The organism is Levilactobacillus namurensis (assembly GCF_032197885.1).
Taxonomy (GTDB): Bacteria; Bacillota; Bacilli; order Lactobacillales; family Lactobacillaceae; genus Levilactobacillus; species Levilactobacillus namurensis_A.
In genome coordinates, this window is the sequence record NZ_CP134159.1 from 2,264,474 (window position 1) to 2,285,975 (window position 21,502).

Sequence of the window (21,502 nt, forward strand, 5' to 3'; positions counted from 1 at the left end):
CTCCTTAATTTTCATCCACCAGCTGAACATCAAGTTGTAAATCGTCGCGTAATCCGGCATACCCTTCTTTTTCCAATAGCTTAGCCAGCGAGGCATCCCCGGTCTTGACGATTCGGCCATCCATCATCACGTGAACGACGTCCGGAACGATATAGTTCAACAGGCGTTGATAGTGGGTGATGATCAACGATCCAAAGTCTGCGCCACGCATCGAATTAACCCCTTTAGAGACCACCTTGAGGGCGTCGATATCCAACCCCGAATCGATTTCATCCAATAATGCAAACTTAGGCTTGATCATCAAGAGTTGTAAGATTTCGTTGCGCTTTTTCTCACCACCGGAGAAGCCTTCATTCAGGTAACGTTCCGTCATTGACTCGCTCATATCTAAGAGGTCCAGATTCCGATCGAGTTCTTTAAGAAACGCTAACACTGAAATCTGGTCGTCTGCTGGACGCCGAGCATTGATTGCCGCCCGTAAGAATTCAGCGTTAGTCACGCCCTGAATCTCAGCTGGGTACTGCATCGCTAAGAATAGGCCGCGACGAGCCCGTTCATCGACCGGCATGTCGAGAATGCTTTCGCCATCCAGCAAGATATCTCCCTGGGTCACGTGGTAAGCCGCCGCCCCCATAATCGTCTGGGACAACGTAGACTTTCCCGTTCCGTTGGGTCCCATAATGGCGTGAATTTCGCCAGTCGTCATGACTAAGTTAACACCCTTTAAGATTTCTTTAGACGTTTGTTGTTCTTCGTCCTCTACCGCGACGTGTAAGTCTTGAATCTCCAATGTTGCCATCCTAATTACCTCCAATAGATAGTGTTGTCCTCACAATCAAAGACCGGAATCAATCCGTTCAGAGCAAAGATTGTTCTTATTTGCACATGTAAAATCAATGGATTATTCCCAAGAGAATACACCATTAGTTATTCAACGAATCCGTGTATTCATTGTAATCCAGAATAATATTCCACGAATATTAGGCATTCCCCTAATATTGTCTTTTAGCGGAGAATGTTAATCTATTAACATACAATGGTGCGGAACTCCCACCATAGAAAGGTCCTGATGACTATGCAACTACTTTCGCAACAGACTGCGTCTCCGCACTTCGAGGTCCGTTCTTTATCTGGACTTGACGACCTCATGGTTCGCCGTCTTCACCGGCTAGGTATTCGTTCTGGTAGTCGCTTAACGGTAGTTCGGCAATACCCCTTCCACGGGCCTATTATTATTCAGGTCGACCAGCAAAGGATTGCCCTGCGTTACGCCATCTTTCAGGCGCTCATAGGAGGCCATTAGCATGCCGACCATTGCGCTCCTGGGTAATCCCAACACGGGAAAAACGACCCTCTTCAACGAACTAACCGATACATATGCCTACGTTGGCAACTGGACGGGCGTCACGGTCGATAAAAAAATAGGTCAGCTACATGGCTCCCCAGCCAAGATGGTTGACCTCCCGGGCATCTATTCGCTGAATCCCCTGACTAAAGATGAAGCGGTCGCGACGGACTACCTTCTGACGGCCAACCCCAATTTAATTCTCAACGTAACCAACGCGAGTCAACTCAAGCGTAATCTCCTATTAACAATCGAATTATTAGAATCGGGAACTCCCGTGGTCTTAGTTCTCAATATGATTGATGACCTTTATCAGACGCCCTACCTCCTTGACCTGCCCACCCTAGCCCAGCGCTTAAATTGTCAAATCAAGACGACCAACGCACGGAACAAGCAGGGGGTGGCAGCTTTACACCAACGACTCCTGACGTCACTGGATCAGCCTGCGTCATCTACGTTTCAGTTGACCTATCCAGCCGCCGTTGAACAGGCGTTGGCCACCGCCGTCACTCGCCTCACTCCCCGCTACTCCGCAACGTTCTCCCGGTGGCTCGCCATTCAATTCATGGCCCAGAACCAGACCATCCGTGACTACGCCCAGCAGCAGCATCTCCAGGCATTGACCACTGCCGCCGCTGACTATGATCGGCAAGGCTTCGAACGGCAAATATTCCAGACACGCCAAGCCTTCATCACGACCACCTTACAAGCGGCTCAACGTCTAAACCCAGACGTACGGGCGAACCACCTCACGCAACGCATTGACGAATGGGTGACCCACCCACTATTGGGCTTACCCATCTTCGTTGGCATTTTCTGGCTGATGTTTAAGCTCTCTTTCGACTGGATTGGGACCCCCGCTTCCAACCTTCTCAACACCTGGCTAAGCGGGCCAATCACTGACTGGGCCAATCATCTGTTAAGCACCTTAGGCACCCTCCCGTTTCTCCAAGCTCTGCTAGTCGATGGTATTTTAAACGGAGTGGGGGGCGTCCTAACCTTTGTTCCCCAAATCTTCGTGCTATTCGCCTGTATCTCTATCCTGGAGGACTCGGGGTACATGGCCCGGGCGGCTCTGGTCACGGACCGCCTCATGCAGGCATTCGGGTTAAACGGTAAGTCCTTCATCCCCCTCATCATTGGGTTTGGCTGCAACGTCACCGGGGTCATGGCCACCCGTACGATCGAACAACCCAAAGAACGGCTGATTACCATTCTGCTATCCCCCTTCATGAGCTGCTCCGCTCGTTTACCCATTTACAGCCTCTTCGTCGCTGCCTTTTTTAGTCGGCATCAAGCCGTTATCGTTTTGTCCCTTTATTTTCTAGGAATCGTGGTCGCCCTGGCCATGGCGAAGGGCTACCAGCTTGCTTTTCACCTCAAGGCCACTAGCGATTTCATCATCGAATTGCCCCAATACCATCTTCCTCGCGTAGACCTTATCCTGCGGGGAACCTGGGATAAGGGGAAGGGCTTTGTCAAGAAAGCCGGCACCGTCATCTTTGCCGGCACCGTCTTGGTCTGGCTACTCTCCAACTTAAGTTGGCACGGCATGACCACTGATATTGATCAGAGTCTGGCCGCTAACTTAGGACAACTACTCCTCCCCTTATTCATCCCTTTAGGTGTCCGGTCCTGGCAAGTCGTCAGTGCCCTAATCACCGGGGTCATGGCCAAGGAAACCATTACCGCCAGTATGATCGTCCTGTTTCACCTGAGCGGTCAAACGGCACTGGTCGCAACCTTTAGCGGCCTATTCACGCCGCTATCAGCCTACAGTCTACTGGTCTTTATTCTCCTGTATATTCCGTGTTTCTCCACACTGGCCACGATCAAAGCCGAGACCGGGTCAACCAAGTGGATGCTTTACTCAGGCATATCCAGCTTTCTAGTCGCTTATGCCTTGGCCACGATCATCTTCCAAGTCGGCTCACTCTTCGTCTGAAAGAAGGTTATTCTATGTTCATGTCCGTTACCGTTAGCATCCTAGTCCTAATCGCCATCTTTATCGGCGCTGCTTGTCAGATTAAGCGGTTATTCCAAGTCTCCCAGCATCGCGGTTGTCCGGGATGTGACGCCCACTGCGTCACCCGCAGCCGTTTACAGTCCCTTCAGAAAGCCCCTAATCATCGTTAATTAAGTGGGCCCAAAGGTAGCAACTGCCTTTGGGCCCACGTTGCATTATCATCAAGAACAAGCGAAGTCTGGGCGTGTCCCAGACTTTTTTCTACGCTTCGTCAAACTGTAGTTAATCCCTTCGCCTTACCGGGTTAGTCCTGAAGGAAGCGGGCACAACGACACACAGATGTTGACGACCCTCTCCACAACTTCCAGTTAGGGATGGAAGCGAAAAAAAGCTGATCAGCTTTAACGCTGACCAGCTCTTTTTGGGTTTTAATAAGTAAGTTGACCGACTCGTTAGGGTCACTTAAGTTAATGGGTTAACCGTACGGATTCAATATCAACGTCTTCGATATTGCCTTGCCGTCCGGGCTTCATTTCAACCTTCCCAGTGGAGATGGCCCCAACTGGGCAGACTAGATTACACAACTGACAACCGACACACTTGCTGTAGTCCACGGATGGACGCCGCGTCTTTTCGTCCCAAGTAATGGCTTGGTGTGCACCATCGAAACATGATACGAAGCACCGGCCACAGCCAATACACTTGTCCCAATCGATCTTCGGATAAACCTTATAATCCCGGTCCAAATCTTCGGCTGGTAAGACGTTCTTGTTGGCTAAACCAACCAAGTCAGCTAAGTGGTCAACGCCCTGTTCTTCCATGTAATGCATGAGACCGTTCTTCATGTCTTCAACGATCCGGTAACCGTATTGCATAACCCCGGTCGTCACTTGTAAGGTCGTCGATCCTAAGAGGATAAACTCAACCGCATCTTCCCAAGTTTCGATCCCCCCGATTCCAGAGATCGGTAACTGTTCCAGACCAGCTGCCACGCGTAATTGTTGGATGAATCGTAAGGCAATCGGCTTCACGGCTTTACCGGAGAACCCAGAAATAGAGCCCTTTCCGTTAACGATTGGCAACGCGACCTTCTTATCCAGATCTAAATTAGAAATGGACTTGACCGTGTTAATCGTGGCAATCCCATCGGCACCACCAGCCAATGCGGCCTTGGCAGCCGGTACCATATCGGTGATATTTGGCGTCATCTTCGCCATCATTGGCAGGTCTGACCCCCGCTTAACGGCCGCACAGTACTTCTTAACTAATTCAGGGTTGGTCCCGACGTCAGAACCCATTTCGTGCGACGTCATTTGTGGACACGATAAGTTCATTTCAATCATGTCAGCGCCGGCGTCCGTTACCGCCTTAGCAAGATCGACCCAGTCCTGTTCGTTGGTCCCCATAATGGAGGCAATCACAATCTTAGTTGGGTAATCACGCTTCAGATGGGTCAAGTCATCCAAGTTCTCTTGAAGACTGTGTTCGGCAATCTGCTCCATGTTCTTGAACCCGACGAAAGGTGTCCCTTCCTTGGTCAGTTCATCAAACCGGGGCGAAACTTCATCAACCTTAAAGTGTTCCGGGCCAATCGTCTTGAAGACAACCCCACCCCAGCCTTCATCAAAGGCTTTCGCACACATTTCGTAACAGTTGCCTACGGGTGATGAGGACAGGCAGAAGGGGTTTTCGAAATGAACACCCAGAAAGTCGATTCCTAAGTCCTTGTTAATCATTTGCGGTTACCTCCCATTAAAGCGTTATCAATTTCTTCAGCGACTTCTTTCCCTTTCCGAACAGCCCAAACCACGGTCTTATCACCATGGGCGATATCCCCAGTAACGTAAACTTTAGGGTCTTCCGTCCGGTAACCGATAAAGGAAACTTCACCGTGTTCCGTTGTGATGCCTAACTGGTCCGTGTTGACCGCCTGACCAATGGCCAAGATGATCTTATCGGCTTTAATCGTCATTTCAGCATCAATGTTCCGGTGCTTAAAGGTGACTTGGTTCCCGTCGATAGCCGTTGGGACATAGCCATCAACCAACGTGACACCTGCTTCGCGCGTTCCGGCTAATTCCTTCTTAGATGCCCGGAATTCATCGAATTCTTCGTAAGCCATGTCGGTCACGTTCTTGGTACCTAAGCGTTTCAGGGTTGTCGCCACATCCATGGCAACGTCCCCACCACCAATAACCACGGCATTTTCAGGAACATCGTCGATCTGGCCTTGCGCATCCTTGACCCGTGCCAAGAAGTCTACGGCCGTTTCCGTGTAGGCATTACCATCAAACATCGGTAACATCTTAGCCTCACTCGCACCAACCGCCAAGATGACAGAATCGTAGTCGGCCTTCAATTGATCCATAGTGATATCACGACCAATTGCGGTGTTTAAATGCAGGTTAGCGCCTAAGTCCGTAATCCGTTTAATTTCGTAATCCACAATATTCTGTGGTAACCGGTATTCCGGAATCCCGTAAGTCAGATAACCGCCTGGCTTGGTATTCTTTTCAAAAATATCGACCGCGTAGCCTTTTTCTAACAAGGTGGTTGCGGATTGTAAGCCCGCAGGTCCACTCCCCACAATGGCAATCTTCAGGCCATTAGCTGGGGCCTTTTCCAAGATCTTCATGTCAGCTTGTTGTTCAAAATCCGTGACGTAGCGCTGAATCCCACCAATATCAATCGGCACATCGATTCCGCTCCGCGAGCAAGCTAATTCACAATACTTTTCGGTCGGGCAGACCCGGGCACAAATGGCCCCTAAAGCGTTATTTTCGCGAATTGTTTCGGCCGCCCCTTTAACGTTCCGGAACCGCACGCTACGAATAAACTTCGCTGGATCCGTGTCTGCCGGGCAGGCCTTAGAACACGGCGCATCATGGCAAAGTAAACAACGTGCTGCTTCTTCGGCTACCGTGGTCATGGTATAGCCAGATTTTTCATGCGTGTAATCGTTCGTCATAGTTATGCTCCTCACTTTAAAAGAGATTAGATAAATCTTTCAGAGACTAATCATGTATAAACGTGAGAGTTGGATTGGTTATTGAAACTTTGGTGTAGTGGGCTTGTTCATCTGTTCACACGTTTTACAAGTAGAAGCATACCATCGGTCACCCCACGCAACAATCTCAAGCGCGACCTTCCGGGGTTTCCGGGCATTTTTACGTTCTAGTACCGTTTAAAATAACTATCTAGACTAACCATTTTTAGCATAAAACCGCCCTAAAATATTCCAAAATGATATAAACCATCAGGAATTCAGGGAGTTCCCCCACCGAATTCCCCCTCAATTTCTCGTCAATTCTCCCAAATATTCCCAGATAACGCCTAATCTCACTTTTTTCATCTCATTTTGGCATAAAATATTAGGAATATTTTGCTCGGACCACCTCCCAGGCACTTAGCCCCCCCTTACCCAGCCCCTGCGGAACGACCATAAAAAAATGGTCCCCACAACATGTGGAAACCATCTGTTGATTAACCTGACTGGCACTCATCTCAGCCAACCGTTAGTCAAATTCTTCATACTCATTCGGATCCTGCCCATCGATCCGGCCATCGGGACGGTCTAAGGCGTTAACGGCCGCCAACTCATCTTCCGTCAGACTAAAGTCAAAAATGTCGAGGTTGCCGCGTTGGTGCTTCAGGTTGCGGGCCTTAGGAATCGGCACGATGCCCCGTTGGGTGTGCCACCGCAGGACAATCTGCCCCACGTTCTTTTGATACTTACCGGCTAAATCGCGAATCACGGGTTCTTGCAACGCCGCGCTCCCCCGCCCCAACGGACTCCAGGCTTCCGTCACGATACCCCGGTCATAATCGGCCTGCCGCATCCGTTCTTGAACCCAGTACGGATGACACTCAATCTGGTTAACGGCCGGCGTCACGCCAGTCTCTTGAATAATTCGGTCGAGATGCTCCGGTTCAAAGTTGGACACGCCAATCGACCGAATCAAGCCGCGGGTTCGCGCATCAATCATAGCCTGCCAAGCCTCAACATAGTGGTCCCGTTTAGGGAGTGGCCAATGGATCAAGTAGAGGTCAAAGTAGTCTAAGCCCATCCGGTACAACGACTCCTGGATGGCCATGGTCGCGTCGGCGTAGCGGTGGTACTTTCCGGGGAGCTTAGAGGTCACGAAGAACGCTGACCGCGGTAAGCCCGACCGACGAATGGCCTCGCCCACGGCTCCTTCATTATCGTAGTTGGTGGCGGTATCTAGACTGCGATATCCGTCTCGAATCGCCGCGAGAATCTGGTTGACTCCCGCGCCGCCCCGAATCTGGTAAGTCCCTAACCCAATCACTGGCATCTGAATCCCATCGTTTAGGGTTAACTCTGGTACTTGCATCTAATCATCCTTTCCAAAACTGCCGTCCGCCCCACCAGTAGACGGAACCTTCACGAATTAGCTTACACCCCTAATCTAGGCTTGTGAAGGTTGGGCGGAGCGGTGCTGGGCAATGGCGCGGTTCAACACCAGCGCCAAGACCAGGGAAATGGCCGCAAAAATGGCCGCACTCCAACTGATATAGCGTAGGCCCACGACGCCCAGCATCCCCGAAGCCGTGGCCGACCCCAGCGAAATCCCGAAGTTAAAGAAAATCGAGTTCAGCGAAGACGCCAGCACCGTCGATTGCGGGTACTCCCGCTCCGCGATGTTTAGAAAATGAATCTGGATCGGTGAATTCAAAATCGTCACAATCAGGGTCAGAATCAAGAGGATTCCCAACCCAATCAGCTTACTGTTCATCCCCCAAGGGAGCAGCAACAGCAACACAATATCCGCCACGTAGAACCGCGGCATGACCCGCAATCCGTTTCGTTCCGCCAACATTCCCGAGAAGCGATTGCACAGGATGTTCATGATACCAATCAGGAATAACAACCAGTTCAGACTAGTGGTACTAAAGCCTAAGCCGGTGGTCAGAATTGGCCGAATGTAGGTGTAATAGGCGTACATGGTCGCCGCAGTGAACAGGACCAAGGCAATTCCCAGGTAGATACGCTTGTCCGCCAACAGGACCAGCTGATTCTTGATGCTGCCCTGAACCTGTTCGACTTGCTTGGGCAACAACCACCCCAGTAACAGGCAGGTCACCAGACTGATGACCGTGATCAGGTAAAAGGCATCGTGCCAGCTGTACGCCGTACTGATGGCCGTCCCAATCGGTACCCCGAAGACCGAGGCGATACTGAAGCCCGCGAAGATCCACGAGACCAGGTTCGCCCGCTTCTCCCGCGGCGCGATGGCGCTGGCGAAGGTCATGATCAGGGAGATAATGGCGCCGGCCACCACGGCCGTCAAGACCCGTGAGAGTAACAGCACCGTGAAGTTCATCGCCAAACCGCTGAGCGTATTACCCGCCAAAAAGATAATCATTAAAACCATCAGCGTTTTATAGCGACTGAACCGGTTAGTCAGAATGGTGATAAACGGCGTGCTCACGGCATAGACGGTCGCAAAGATGGTGACCAAATAGCCCACTAATGAGACGGACACGTGAAACTCTTGGGCGATATCGGAGAGGACCCCGACCACGATAAATTCGTTACACCCCAACATAAAGGCGACCAGCACGAAGACGATGGCCTGCCAACGGTACTTGTTCATTGAACTGTTCCTCCAGAGAAAATTTTGATACTCCTAGCGTACACTTTCGCACCCCAAATGGGCAGTTAAATTACTCAGAAATTAAGATTCCGCGGCGGTCGTGGCCCGGTGCCGGGCAATCGTGCGGTTCAGACTTACGGACAGCCCTAACGAGACGCCGGCAAAGAGGAGCGCACCCCACCAGAGATTTCCCAGACCCGCCAAGCTCAAGACGCCCGAGGCCGTAGCTGATCCCAACGAAATGCCGATGTTAAAGAAGATAGCGTTCAACGCCGAGGCGAGCGCCGTGGCTTGCGGGTAACGTTCCTCAGCCACATCCAAGAACAAAATCTGGAGCGGCGCCCCCGCCAGCAGGACCACTAGGGTCAAGACTAGGAGTAACGCGTACCCCGTCCAGGGCAGCAACATAGCTACGGGGAACAGTAGGAAGAGGACCATGTCGAAGACGTAGAGTCGCGGCATGAACCGTAACCCATCGTGCTCGGCCAGGCTTCCCGAAACCCGATTGCTGATAATGCTGACGATTCCGATGACCATCAATAACCAGTTCAGACTGGTGGTGTTGAAGCCCAGCGTGGTGGTGATCAACGGCCGGATATAGGTGTAGTAAGCGTAAGATGTGGCTGCCGAAAAGAGGATCAGCGCCGCCCCCAGCAAGATGCGTTTATCCGTCAACAGCACCAATTGGTCCTTGATGCCGCCACCGGCTTGCTGCAGGTCCCGGGGCAAGAGCCAGCCCAGAATCAGGCAGACGACCAAGCTAAGGAGTGAGATCACGTGAAAGGCGTTCTGCCACCCGAAGTTGGTACTGATGGCCGTCCCAATCGGTACCCCAATGACCGAGGCGATGCTGAATCCGGCCCCTATCCAGGAGATCAACACGGCCCGTTTATTCCGCGGCGCAATCACGCTACAGATGGCGATACTCAGCGACTCGATGGTTCCGGCCACGATTGCGGTGATCATCCGGGCCGCCACTAGAATCGGGAAGCTGGTGGCGAACCCGGTCAAGGTGTTGCCAATCAGAAAAATCACCATCAGCCCCATAAAGGTGTGGTACCGGTTGAAGCGGTTAGTCAGCACCGTGATCAACGGCGTACTGATGGCGTAGACGGTCGCAAAGATGGTGACCAGATACCCCACCGTGGGGACCGTCACGTGTAACGATCCCGCGATATCGGAAATGATGCCGACCACGATAAATTCATTACAGCCTAACATGAACGACACTAAGACGAACGATGCGGCTTGCAGTTGGTATTTACTCACATTGAAACTTCTCTCCAAAAAAAGCTCTTACCTCCTACTCTACCGTAACTTTCCAAGAAAGGGAACGTGCCAAATTGACCAATATGCTTCCCAAAAGTCACCTATTTTATTTTCCAGAAAATCCCCCGCTTTCCCGCAAAACCAGCATGGTATACTTGACCTAAACACAAACCGGGAGGCAAACTTATGATTCGTCCAATTGTTCACGATTCCCAACAACTTAACCACCGTGCGGCTCCGGCCACCCCAGCTGACGCCGCCATCATCACGGACCTCATCGACACCCTCCGTGCCCACCAAGATAACTGCGTGGGGATGGCCGCCAACATGATTGGCCAAAACGTCCGCATCATCGTGGTCTTAATGGGCGTCTTACCCGTCGCGCTGGTCAATCCCCAGATTCGTCAAAAACGCGGCCCCTTCGCCACTCAAGAGGGGTGCTTGTCCCTCGAGGGTGAACGGCCCACGACCCGCTACCAGACCATTACGGTCGACTACCAAGACCAACAGTTTCAGTCCCACCATCAAGAATTTACGGGCTTTGTTGCCCAGATCATTCAACACGAAGTCGACCACTGTAACGGCATCGTGATTTAACCCGAAAGGAGTCTTCAACATGTCTGAACGAACTAAAATGCTGGCGGGCGAACTTTACGACCCGTCCGATCCCGAATTAGCGGGGCAACGACTGGCCGCCCACCGTCTCTGCCAACAATTCAACCAAACCTTTGAGGAACAGGAGGCCGAACGCCAAGCCCTGATCGACCAGCTCCTACCGGACCACGCGGCTGGCGTCTTCTTCCAAGGTCCCATCTTCTTCGACTACGGGCAAAACAGCCACATCGGCGCCAACTTCTACAGCAACGTCAACCTGACCGTCCTGGATACCTGTGACGTGACCATCGGCGATAACGTGATGCTGGGACCCAATGTTACGCTGGCCCCCCCCCTGCACGCGTTGCGCTACCAGCAACGCAATCTGCGAACCCGCGCTGACGGCAGCCAGTTCGACCTCGAATACGGCAAGCCCCTGACCATCGAAGACAACTGCTGGTTAGCCAGCAACGTCACGGTGACCGGCGGGGTAACCATTGGTGAGGGCAGCGTGATTGGTGCCGGTAGTATCGTGACTCGCGACATCCCCGCCCATTCGCTGGCGGTGGGGAACCCTTGCCGGGTGATTCGACCCATCACGCCGGATGACACCTTGCCTGAATAGGAGTTGGCTAGTGAAAAAATTAATGGCGATTTTTCTTGGGGCGCTGGTCGGCAGCGCCCTGCGCTATCTCCTGACCCCCGTGGGTGCCCCGCACCACTTGCTCACCGTCATGGCGATTAATATCGGCGGGTGCCTGCTTCTGCCCCTGGTCACGGGAGCCCTCCCCCTACTGGTTCCCGTTGCGCCCCACGTGGTCACCGGCCTCAGCGTTGGCTTGGTCGGCAGCTTCACCACCTTTTCGACCTTCGCCTTAGACGCGGCACGCCTTCTACAGGCCCACGCCTACTGGACTGCTCTGGGCTACGTCGGTGGTAGCCTGCTTCTGGGGTGGCTAGCAGCGGCCGGTAGTCTCTCCCTGACGCACCGGTGGGTCAAGGGGGCGCGCTTCCGATGATCACTGCACTTCTGGTCTGCTGTGCCGGCGGGGGCGGGGCCCTCTGCCGGTTCGGCCTGACGCTTCTAGGCAACCGCCTGTTCTACGACACCTACTTTCCCTTTCCCACACTGATCATCAACGTGGTTGCGGCCAGTCTCCTGGGAATGGGGGCGGGGTGGCTGCCGGCGACCTCGTTGGCCTTTCAAGTCCTCAGCGGCTTTCTGGGCGGCTTTTCGACCTACTCGACGTTCACCACGGAGTTCACCGACCTCCTGCACACCTTTCCCAAGGTCGCCGCTAGCTACATCGGCTTATCGGTGGTCCTGGGAATCGGGGGCGCGTTTCTGGGCTTCTGGTGGGTCAGCGCTTAAATATACCGCAAACTAAAACGCTTCGCTGAAAAGATTCGGCGAAGCGTTTTCTAGTATTTTCTGAATTAATGCGTCACGGACGCCCGTTGCGGCAAGGCTTGCAGCACCGTCGTGGCAATAATACACAGGCCACCAATCACTTCAAAGTGGGTGATGGGCGTCCCTAAGACCACCACGGCCAGTAGCGTGGCCGTCAGCGGTTCAAACGCACTCAGCATCCCCGTGGTCTCGGGCTCTAGGCTTTCCAGGCTCTTCAGGTATAACAAGTACGCCAACATGGTTCCGCCAATCACGATGAACGCAATCCCACCAATAACCGTGCCGTTAACTTGGGGCAACCGGGTCATCACCAACGTGGGCCCAAACGGTAGACTCCCCACCAGCATAGCCCAGCCTACCACTAACCGGGCGTCAAATTGAGCCAGGAGTTGGCGCGGCAACAGGGTGTAGGCGGCGGAACTGGCCCCGGCCAATAATCCCCAGAAAAGCGCAAGGGGTGAGAGGGCCAAGCGCGTCAGCTGCCCGTTTGTCACCAACAAATAGGTCCCAAACAGGGCAATGCCAATCGACAAAATATCAATCCGCCGGGGCCATTGCCGGTGAACGAACGCTAGGTAGACGATAATGAACAACGGACTCAAGAACTGTAAAACCGTCGCGGTCGGCGCATTGCCGTGATAGATCGCCAAAAAATAGGTCAGCTGCGAGGGAACCATGCCTAAAAAGCTGAATAGGATCAAGGTCCCAATCATCTTAGGTTGTCGCCAGATGGCCCACACCGCGTTACCGTTGCTGGCCGCGTACCAAATCAACAATAATAGCCCCGCAAAGAACAACCGGACCCCCGTTAACCATAAGGAGGGGACGTGATACTGCCCCAAGATGGCTTGGGCCACCGTCCCCGACGTGCCCCATAAGATTCCTCCCGTAATAACTTCCATTAATCCCATGCGACGACTTTTTGGCATCCGCCCTGCTCCCCTTCTCACTCAAAATTAATCAAACAAAAACGCGTCCCATTACGCAACGCGTTGCTTAAGCCGCTTATTGGATTTGAACCAACGACCTCTTCCTTACCATGGAAACGCTCTACCTTCTGAGCTAAAGCGGCATGGTTCTATTATCACCGATTATGCTGGACCTGACAATAGATGTACCGGGAAAAATTCCAAAATTACCGTAACCTAAAAGACACATCTAAGCTGGTTCTTTTTAACATTACCGCGGCTAAAATCTAATTAATCTTGGCCTACTCAACAAATTGACTATAATCCACAAATTGCTGAACAACTGCAGTAGGCGTCTGTGCATAAGCAAGCCCCACCTGAAAGCGCGTCATAGATTGAGGTAGACCATTAATCTTTAATGGCTGCACTTCAGAATATGACCTAATAAGTTTACTTGGTAGAACCGTATAAGCATTCAAAGTCGTTAAATTCATTATTGCTGCTTCAACACTGTTAGCCGATAATGTTCGCGCTTGTGGCAATTTTTCCTGCACTCTTTGCAATAACTGTTGGTAATATCCGTTCTGTGCCAAATTAACATCAATTCGGATTTTATGGCTCAGTTCTGCAGGGGTTATTGCCTTTTTTCGAGGCGGAATCTGACTTGCTGATTGCCAAACTACAAATTCATCTTCTAACTGCGGTACCCATCGAATTCCTGTACGTGATTCTCGAATACTAAAAGCTACATCGATTTTATTCTGATCAAGGGCTTGCCAAAGTTCTTCGCCTAAATATGCCTGGGTTGTAACTTCGACATTAGGAAATTGGCGACTAAACAATCGAATTAAATTCATAATAGGCATAATTTCACCTGCAAAATAGAGTCCAATCCGTAGTTTTCCTGAACAATCTGTAGTAGCTCTATTCAACCCTTGCGCTGAATATCGTAGTCGTCGAAAATCTTGAAGTAGTCGCCGTGCTTGAGGTGCCAAGATTTCCGCTTCAGAAGTTGGAACCGTTCGGTGATAATACCGTGTAAATAATATAATTCCCAATTCTTTCTCTAGATGCTGAACTTGTCGGCTTACAGCAGGCTGAGTTAAAAATAATTGGCGAGCTGCTACTGTAAAATTTTGTGTTTCAAAAACTGTCAAAAAGCAAACTAGCTCTTGCTGAGTCACTAACAACCATCCCCTAATATGCATTTTGGTTATAATATAGCACAGATAATCTCTATTTTACGAATAGTTTGAAAACGCTTATATTAAGGTCGTTCATATTGATAAAATCATCACAAAGAATGGAGGACATATTTTGAAAGTATTGATTACTGCCTCTTATGGTCATATAGGACAAGTTCTGATTCCTAAATTACACCAGGAAGGTGTTTTTATTCGAACCGTCGATCCTAACCCAGCGCATGTTGAATCACTAAAGAATCTTGGTGCCGACGAAGTGCTAGTTGGCGATTTCCGACAAGATGCCATTATCGAACAGGAAGTTGCGGGTATCGACAAAATCCTATTAATTTTACCTGATAATTTATCAGGGATGGTTTCAATGGCAGAACGTCTCATTTGTGCCGCTGAAAAAGCCCATGTTACTCATTTTGTATTTAGTTCATGTCTAAATACCGTTTCAGCCCTTCTTCAGCACTGGGAAAAGTATCAAATCGAAGATATGTTAATGGGATCAAAATTGAATTATACGATTCTTAAACCTAGTGGCTACATGGAAATGCACTATCCTAGTGGCCCAGACAGCATTTTTTCTACTGGGCATTTTGTAACCCCCATTACTACCGATCAAATCGGTAATATGATTTCGCTTAAAGATATTGCTGCCGCTACTACCAAAGTGCTATTAAGTCAAAAAGAATATTATTTTACTTCTCTCGACCTATGCGGAGCAGAAAATACAACCATGCAACAACAGCTTGAACAAATTTGTCATGCTACCGGTCACCCTCTAAAGGTGGAACTCGTTCCTACTCCTCATTTCCCAGATAATCCCCATGCCAGTGAACAAATCGGTCGAATCGTAGCCTACCATTCTAACCATCCATACGCTGGTAACTCGTTTGATTTTGAAGCTTTAATGGGTAGAAAACCTCGTACTCTTCAAAATTATATTGATGATGTTCTAGCCAATGCCCATTAGAAAGGACCTTATTATGCGAAAAAAATCAGTTTATTGGCCAAAAGCCCAAGTTGCCCAATACTTAGAAAATGACGTAACGCCTAAGTTAAATCCCAACGACATTCTAATCTCTAATCACTATTCCCTTATCAGTCAAAGTTCAGAACGTGAGTGGTTTAAAGATGATACTTCCCATATCGTGCTCGGGACAACTTTTCCATTTATTCCTGGTTATAGTAGTGCTGGTTACGTCCTACAGGTAGGTAATAACGTAACTCAGTTTAAGCCGGGAGATAAAGTTATTGGCGCTCCCGTAACCGGAGCCCATTCTAATTTAGTAATGGTTCCCGAAGAAGACGTCTATAACGTTCCCGAAAATGTTAAATTAGACGATGCTGTTTTCTACAACTTGGGAATGACCGCCATTTATTCTCTCCATGTCGCCAATCTTAAATTTGGCCAATCCTTAGCTATTATTGGTTATGGTGTCGTAGGTAAAATCGCCTTACAAGCTGCCCAAGCTAGTGGGGCGCATCCTATTATTGTCATGGACATTGCTGCCGAACAGCGACAAGCTGCACTCAATCAAGGTGCAGACTATGCCTTAGATCCTAACGATGAAGATACCTTGAATCACGTTTTAAAAGCTATTGGTGGTGGCGTTGATATTGCTCTAGATGTTTCTGGTAGTCCTCAAGATATCAATCAAAGTCTCACTTTAGCTAAACCGTTCGGTACAGTTGTTTGGTGTACAGCCACCAATACACCTCAAAAAATCGACTATGGAACTTTGTTTATTAAATGTTTAACCATAAAGGGCGATTTCGTTAACACCAACATGCCTTTACAACGCCAAAGTATTCGCGAATTTCTTTGGCTACTAAGTTCCGGAAAATTAGTTGCACCAGACCATTCTGATACAATTTATACGCCGGCTGGTGAAACTATCACCACCCTTTACCAACATGTTCTACATCACGATCCGCTAAAAAATCCACTTTTTAAGTGGAGAGATAACACGGAACATTAACAATTCTGTATCTCAAAGTAAGATAAGCTAGTAGTAACGTTTATTCCATATGCTTTAGTTAATTTATCTTATTTTACTTAACATGTATAGTATTAAAATGAACGATATATTCTTACGTAGCTTATGAAAATTTAGTCGGTTACGCAGTGACACTTGGTGAAAAGATTACAACAGTCTAACATAATTTAAAACCTGCCCTATCTTAAAGAACCGCCTCACCGAATCTGTCGGTGAGGCGGTTCCATATTTTTTCCTTCAACTGGCCATCGAAGTCCGCCGCGGTAACGCCTGCAGAAGTGCCGTTGCCAGAATGCACAGGCCTCCCAGAATCTCAAAATGGGTCACCGGCGTCCCCAGAAACGTCACGGTCAAGAGGGTCGCCGTGAGGGGTTCGAAGGCGCTGAACATCCCCGTGGTTGCCGGATCAAGGCTCTTGAGGCTCTTCAGGTAGAGAAGGTACGCCAGCATGGTTCCCGCAATCACGATGAAGGCGACCCCACCCACGACCACGCCATTGAGGTGCGGCAAGCGGGTGGTCACCATTGTCGGCCCAAACGGCAGGCTGCCCACCAACATGGCCCAGCCCACGACTAGCCGGGCGTCAAATTGCGCGAGGAGGTGCCGAGGCAACAAGGTGTAAGCGGCCGAACTCGCCCCCGCGATCAGTCCCCAAAATAGCGCTAGTGGGGCTAACGCTAACTTGGTCAGCTGTCCGTTGGTCACTAACAGGTAGGTGCCGAATAACGCGATACCAATCGACAACACGTCGATGCGTCGGGGCCACTGCCGGTGTGCCGCTGCCAAGTAAAGGATAATCAGCAACGGACTGAGAAATTGTAAGACCGTGGCGGTCGGCGCGTTCCCGTAGTAGATGGCTAGAAAGTAGGTCAGCTGGGATGGGACCATCCCTAAAAAAGCTAAACAAAAACAATTGTCCGACCAGCTTGGGCTGACGCCAAATCGCCCATACAGTGTGCCCTTTGCCTAAAGCGTACCAGACCAACAATAACAGTCCCGCCCAGAACAAGCGGACCCCGGTCAGCCACCCAGACGGAACCTGGTCTTGATCCAGGAGGGCTTGGGCCACCGTCCCGGACGCGCCCCACAACGTGCATCCCGTGATGACCTCCGTCAGTCCCACCCGACGATTCTTTAACATTCGGCTGGCTCCCCTTCTCTGCGTGACTCGCCAAATCACAATCCATTCACCCGCACAACGCGAGACCAAGCCACTGATTGGGTTTGAACCCCCAGCGCCTTCTCTGTCGTACTGAGTCATCTGGTTCCATTATCACCAACTGCACCTGACCTGACAATTAATGAGATGAGCAAAGTTTTGAAATTATCATAACTAGCACGGTTCGCCGCCACACTGGTCCGTTGACCCAATCGCTTTTCCCAATGAATCTTAAAAATATGACCCATGTGCGATTTTCAGCAACGGTTTTACGGAACTAGTTAGCACAACGTCGGTTAGGAGGAAACTTACTTTGGCCTCAACACCCCGCATTCAGGTCTACATGGCCAGTCACACCACCTTTAAAAAGCGACGGTGGGGGTACCGGTTGACCCTCCCTGACCGGACGATTCGGCGAACCGGCGCAACGCCTTACGCCTACACGGGTCCCGCGATGGGAATCGTGGTCCTAATCAAGGCCCTGCGCCATCTTCGCCGCCTACGCTTAACGCACTTTCCCTTAACGTTGACCACCAATATCAAAACCGTGGAATTGGTCCTCACCCACCAGCGTCTAGCGGACTGGGCCGCCCACGACTGGCCACCAACCATTGAATTAGGCGACCTGTGGCAACTGGCGGATGCCGAACTCCGCCACTTTCCGGCCTGTACGATTCACTGGGCCCCGGACCGTTACCGACGGGTGGACTGGTTGATCAGACCGACCCGCCCCCGCCGTTCTCAGCACCATCGCCGGCAATGACTCCCCTGTGTAGCTCACCAGCTGGGCCACCTCTATCGTTTGAGTGTACAAGCAGTCAATAATAATTTTGGGCAAAAAAAAGAACCCAATCACTGGGTTCTTCACGTCGCGTGGCAACGTCCTATCCTTGCAGGGGGCGATCCCCCAACTACTTTTGGCGTGCTGAAGCTTAACTTCTGTGTTCGGCATGGGAACAGGTGTATCCTTCAGGCTATCGCCACCACACTATAAGAGAACTTATTCTCTCAAAACTAGCTACTACCAATTATCTTCTTGAGAACACCATTACTTGGTTAAGTCCTCGACCGATTAGTACTGGTCCGCTCCACACCTCACGGTGCTGCTACTTCCAGCCTATCTACCTGATCATCTCTCAGGGGTCTTACTTCCATATAGGAATGGGAAATCTCATCTCGAGGCGAGTTTCACACTTAGATGCTTTCAGCGTTTATCTCATCCATACATAGCTACCCAGCGATGCGCCTGGCGGCACAACTGGTACACCAGCGGTATGTCCATCCCGGTCCTCTCGTACTAAGGACAGCTCCTCTCAAATTTCCTACGCCCGCGACGGATAGGGACCGAACTGTCTCACGACGTTCTGAACCCAGCTCGCGTACCGCTTTAATGGGCGAACAGCCCAACCCTTGGGACCGACTACAGCCCCAGGATGCGATGAGCCGACATCGAGGTGCCAAACCTCCCCGTCGATGTGGACTCTTGGGGGAGATAAGCCTGTTATCCCCAGGGTAGCTTTTATCCGTTGAGCGATGGCCCTTCCATACGGTACCACCGGATCACTAAGCCCGACTTTCGTCCCTGCTCGACCTGTCTGTCTCGCAGTCAAGCTCTCTTCTGCCTTTACACTCGACGAATGATTTCCAACCATTCTGAGAGAACCTTTGGGCGCCTCCGTTACTTTTTAGGAGGCGACCGCCCCAGTCAAACTGCCCACCTGACACTGTCTCCCACCACGATAAGTGGTGCGGGTTAGAGTGTTCACACAGCGAGGGTCGTATCCCACCAGCGCCTCCATCGAAACTAGCGTTCCGATATCTACGGCTCCGACCTATCCTGTACAAGCTGTGTCAACACCCAATATCAAGCTACAGTAAAGCTCCATGGGGTCTTTCCGTCCTGTCGCGGGTAACCTGCATCTTCACAGGTACTATAATTTCACCGAGTCTCTTGTTGAGACAGTGCCCAGATCGTTACGCCTTTCGTGCGGGTCGGAACTTACCCGACAAGGAATTTCGCTACCTTAGGACCGTTATAGTTACGGCCGCCGTTTACTGGGGCTTCATTTCTGGGCTTCGCCGAAGCTAACTCATCCACTTAACCTTCCAGCACCGGGCAGGCGTCAGCCCCTATACGTCATCTTACGATTTTGCAGAAACCTGTGTTTTTGATAAACAGTCGCCTGGGCCTTTTCACTGCGGCTACACTTGCGTGTAGCACCCCTTCTCCCGAAGTTACGGGGTCATTTTGCCGAGTTCCTTAACAAGAGTTCACTCACTCACCTTAGGATACTCTCCTCGACTACCTGTGTCGGTTTGCGGTACGGGTAATTAATGTCTAACTAGAAGCTTTTCTCGGCAGTGTGACGTGGAGCACTTCCCTACTAAAATTCGGTCCCCGTCACGTCTTGTCCTTAGTGATAAGCATTTGACTCATCACCAGACTTAACGCTTGGACGCACATTTCCAATCGTGCGCATGCTTTAGCCTCCTGCGTCCCTCCATCGTTCAAACAACATTAACTAGTACAGGAATATCAACCTGTTATCCATCGCCTACGCCTCTCGGCCTCGGCTTAGGTCCCGACTAACCCTGGGAGGACGAGCCTTCCCCAGGAAACCTTAGTCATTCGGTGGATCAGATTCTCACTGATCTTTCGCTACTCATACCGGCATTCTCACTTCTAAGCGCTCCACTAGTCCTTGCGGTCTAACTTCGTCGCCCTTAGAACGCTCTCCTATCACGCAACATAGTTGCGTCCACAATTTCGGTAATGTGCTTAGCCCCGGTATATTTTCGGCGCAGAGTCACTCGGCTAGTGAGCTATTACGCACTCTTTAAATGGTGGCTGCTTCTGAGCCAACATCCTAGCTGTCTATGCAATTCCACATCCTTTTCCACTTAGCACATATTTAGGGACCTTAATTGGTGGTCTGGGCTGTTCCCCTTTCGACGGTGGATCTTATCACTCATCGTCTGACTCCCGGATATAAATCTGTGGCATTCGGAGTTTATCTGAATTCAGTAACCCATGACGGGCCCCTAGTCCAAACAGTGGCTCTACCTCCACGATTCTTGACTCCGAGGCTAACCCTAAAGCTATTTCGGAGAGAACCAGCTATCTCCAAGTTCGTTTGGAATTTCACCGCTATCCACACCTCATCCCAGCATTTTTCAACATACACGGGTTCGGCCCTCCAGTGCGTTTTACCGCACCTTCAGCCTGGACATGGATAGGTCACCTGGTTTCGGGTCTACGTCAATTTACTGAAACGCCCGTTTCAGACTCGCTTTCGCTGTGGCTCCGGTCTTTACACCTTAACCTTGCAAATTAACGTAACTCGCCGGTTCATTCTACAAAAGGCACGCTATCACCCATTAACGGGCTCTAACTAATTGTAGGCACATGGTTTCAGGAACTATTTCACTCCCCTTCCGGGGTGCTTTTCACCTTTCCCTCACGGTACTGGTTCACTATCGGTCACTAGGGAGTATTTAGCCTTGGGAGATGGTCCTCCCGGATTCCGACCAGGTTTCACGTGTCTGGCCGTACTCAGGATCCTGAACTGAGGGTCAACGATTTCATCTACGGGGGTATCACCCTCTCTGCCGTGCCTTCCCAGACACTTCGATTATCATTGACTTTGGTAACTCAAATGTTCAGTCCTACAACCCCAATGTGCAAGCACATTGGTTTGGGCTGTTCCCCGTTCGCTCGCCGCTACTTAGGGAATCGAATTTTCTTTCTCTTCCTGTGGGTACTTAGATGTTTCAGTTCCCCACGTCTGCCACAACTTGAGTATGTATTCGTCAAGTTGTAATCATCGGTAAAGATGATTGGGTTTCCCCATTCGGAAATCTCCGGATCAAAGCTTACGTACAGCTCCCCGAAGCATATCGGTGTTAGTCCCGTCCTTCATCGGCTCCTAGTACCAAGGCATTCACCATGCGCCCTTCATAACTTAACCTATTTATCACGACGTGATAAACGATTAATCGAGTATTAGCGATTTAAACTAATTAAAAAACTCAAAATAAACGC

18 protein-coding genes, 1 tRNA gene and 2 rRNA genes are annotated in these 21,502 nt (G+C 50.6%); 9 read left to right on the forward strand and 12 right to left on the reverse strand.

Annotation, left to right across the window (positions count from 1 at the left end; all coding sequences use genetic code 11):
- Nucleotides 1-4: 4 nt before the first annotated feature.
- Nucleotides 5-799 (reverse strand): Fe-S cluster assembly ATPase SufC, encoded by a 795-nt coding sequence (gene sufC, locus RIN67_RS10890; protein WP_264999879.1) that lies wholly within the window; start codon nucleotides 797-799, stop codon nucleotides 5-7.
- Nucleotides 800-1,075: 276 nt separating this feature from the next.
- On the opposite strand from sufC, the gene RIN67_RS10895 reads away from it, so the two are divergent.
- Nucleotides 1,076-1,303, forward strand: coding sequence for a FeoA family protein (locus tag RIN67_RS10895; protein ID WP_264999892.1), 228 nt, complete (start codon nucleotides 1,076-1,078; stop codon nucleotides 1,301-1,303).
- A gap of 1 nt (nucleotide 1,304) precedes the next feature.
- Nucleotides 1,305-3,290: a ferrous iron transport protein B gene (gene feoB, locus RIN67_RS10900; protein WP_264999880.1), complete on the forward strand. Its 1,986-nt coding sequence runs from the start codon at nucleotides 1,305-1,307 to the stop codon at nucleotides 3,288-3,290.
- Nucleotides 3,291-3,778: 488 nt separating this feature from the next.
- Here the strand turns inward: feoB and preA are convergent, their stop codons facing one another.
- The 5 genes from preA to RIN67_RS10925 form a co-directional block, all read right to left on the reverse strand.
- Nucleotides 3,779-5,047, reverse strand: a complete 1,269-nt coding sequence (preA, locus tag RIN67_RS10905) for an NAD-dependent dihydropyrimidine dehydrogenase subunit PreA (RefSeq protein ID WP_024747984.1) — start codon at nucleotides 5,045-5,047, stop codon at nucleotides 3,779-3,781.
- Complete coding sequence (locus tag RIN67_RS10910; protein ID WP_024747985.1) at nucleotides 5,044-6,279, reverse strand: FAD-dependent oxidoreductase; 1,236 nt, start codon at nucleotides 6,277-6,279, stop codon at nucleotides 5,044-5,046. Before RIN67_RS10910 ends, preA begins: the two co-directional genes overlap by 4 nt.
- Before the next feature lie 547 nt (nucleotides 6,280-6,826).
- Entirely contained in the window at nucleotides 6,827-7,666 is an 840-nt protein-coding gene (locus tag RIN67_RS10915; protein WP_264999881.1) for an aldo/keto reductase, read from the reverse strand.
- A gap of 75 nt (nucleotides 7,667-7,741) precedes the next feature.
- Nucleotides 7,742-8,929, reverse strand: coding sequence for an MFS transporter (locus tag RIN67_RS10920; RefSeq protein ID WP_264999882.1), 1,188 nt, complete (start codon nucleotides 8,927-8,929; stop codon nucleotides 7,742-7,744).
- An 81-nt stretch (nucleotides 8,930-9,010) separates the two neighbouring features.
- Nucleotides 9,011-10,198, reverse strand: coding sequence for an MFS transporter (locus RIN67_RS10925; protein ID WP_264999883.1), 1,188 nt, complete (start codon nucleotides 10,196-10,198; stop codon nucleotides 9,011-9,013).
- Between the two features lie 186 nt (nucleotides 10,199-10,384).
- Between RIN67_RS10925 and RIN67_RS10930 the strand changes: the two genes are divergently transcribed.
- Genes RIN67_RS10930 through RIN67_RS10945 form a run of 4 tightly spaced genes read left to right on the forward strand, consistent with a single transcriptional unit; the run spans nucleotide 10,385 to nucleotide 12,164 of the window.
- Entirely contained in the window at nucleotides 10,385-10,795 is a 411-nt protein-coding gene (locus tag RIN67_RS10930; RefSeq protein ID WP_024747989.1) for a peptide deformylase, read from the forward strand.
- Nucleotides 10,796-10,814: 19 nt separating this feature from the next.
- Nucleotides 10,815-11,417: a sugar O-acetyltransferase gene (locus RIN67_RS10935; RefSeq protein WP_313825873.1), complete on the forward strand. Its 603-nt coding sequence runs from the start codon at nucleotides 10,815-10,817 to the stop codon at nucleotides 11,415-11,417.
- A 10-nt stretch (nucleotides 11,418-11,427) separates the two neighbouring features.
- Nucleotides 11,428-11,811 carry a fluoride efflux transporter FluC gene (locus RIN67_RS10940; RefSeq protein WP_264999885.1) on the forward strand — a complete coding sequence of 128 codons (384 nt, stop codon included), beginning with the start codon at nucleotides 11,428-11,430 and terminating at the stop codon, nucleotides 11,809-11,811.
- The gene (locus RIN67_RS10945; RefSeq protein WP_264999886.1) at nucleotides 11,808-12,164 is read left to right on the forward strand and encodes a fluoride efflux transporter FluC; all 357 of its coding nucleotides are present in this window, start codon (nucleotides 11,808-11,810) and stop codon (nucleotides 12,162-12,164) included. Before RIN67_RS10940 ends, RIN67_RS10945 begins: the two co-directional genes overlap by 4 nt.
- Nucleotides 12,165-12,229: 65 nt before the next feature.
- Here the strand turns inward: RIN67_RS10945 and RIN67_RS10950 are convergent, their stop codons facing one another.
- From RIN67_RS10950 to RIN67_RS10960, 3 genes are all read right to left on the reverse strand, one after another.
- Nucleotides 12,230-13,132, reverse strand: coding sequence for a DMT family transporter (locus RIN67_RS10950; protein ID WP_264999887.1), 903 nt, complete (start codon nucleotides 13,130-13,132; stop codon nucleotides 12,230-12,232).
- Nucleotides 13,133-13,202: 70 nt separating this feature from the next.
- Nucleotides 13,203-13,275, reverse strand: a tRNA-Thr gene (locus tag RIN67_RS10955).
- A gap of 138 nt (nucleotides 13,276-13,413) precedes the next feature.
- Nucleotides 13,414-14,295: a LysR family transcriptional regulator gene (locus RIN67_RS10960; protein WP_264999888.1), complete on the reverse strand. Its 882-nt coding sequence runs from the start codon at nucleotides 14,293-14,295 to the stop codon at nucleotides 13,414-13,416.
- 133 nt (nucleotides 14,296-14,428) lie between these two features.
- On the opposite strand from RIN67_RS10960, the gene RIN67_RS10965 reads away from it, so the two are divergent.
- Nucleotides 14,429-15,274 (forward strand): SDR family oxidoreductase, encoded by an 846-nt coding sequence (locus RIN67_RS10965; protein ID WP_264999889.1) that lies wholly within the window; start codon nucleotides 14,429-14,431, stop codon nucleotides 15,272-15,274.
- Between the two features lie 13 nt (nucleotides 15,275-15,287).
- The gene (locus RIN67_RS10970) at nucleotides 15,288-16,283 is read left to right on the forward strand and encodes a zinc-binding alcohol dehydrogenase (protein WP_264999890.1); all 996 of its coding nucleotides are present in this window, start codon (nucleotides 15,288-15,290) and stop codon (nucleotides 16,281-16,283) included.
- Between the two features lie 255 nt (nucleotides 16,284-16,538).
- Here RIN67_RS10970 and RIN67_RS10975 read toward each other — a convergent pair whose 3' ends face one another.
- Nucleotides 16,539-17,189, reverse strand: coding sequence for a DMT family transporter (locus RIN67_RS10975; RefSeq protein ID WP_313825872.1), 651 nt, complete (start codon nucleotides 17,187-17,189; stop codon nucleotides 16,539-16,541).
- 584 nt (nucleotides 17,190-17,773) lie between these two features.
- Between RIN67_RS10975 and RIN67_RS10980 the strand changes: the two genes are divergently transcribed.
- Nucleotides 17,774-18,223: a hypothetical protein gene (locus RIN67_RS10980; protein WP_313825871.1), complete on the forward strand. Its 450-nt coding sequence runs from the start codon at nucleotides 17,774-17,776 to the stop codon at nucleotides 18,221-18,223.
- Between the two features lie 108 nt (nucleotides 18,224-18,331).
- Here RIN67_RS10980 and rrf read toward each other — a convergent pair.
- Together rrf and RIN67_RS10990 are read right to left on the reverse strand one after the other, a co-directional pair.
- A 5S ribosomal RNA gene (gene rrf, locus RIN67_RS10985) occupies nucleotides 18,332-18,448 on the reverse strand.
- Nucleotides 18,449-18,512: 64 nt separating this feature from the next.
- Nucleotides 18,513-21,428, reverse strand: a 23S ribosomal RNA gene (locus RIN67_RS10990).
- Nucleotides 21,429-21,502 lie beyond the last annotated feature (74 nt).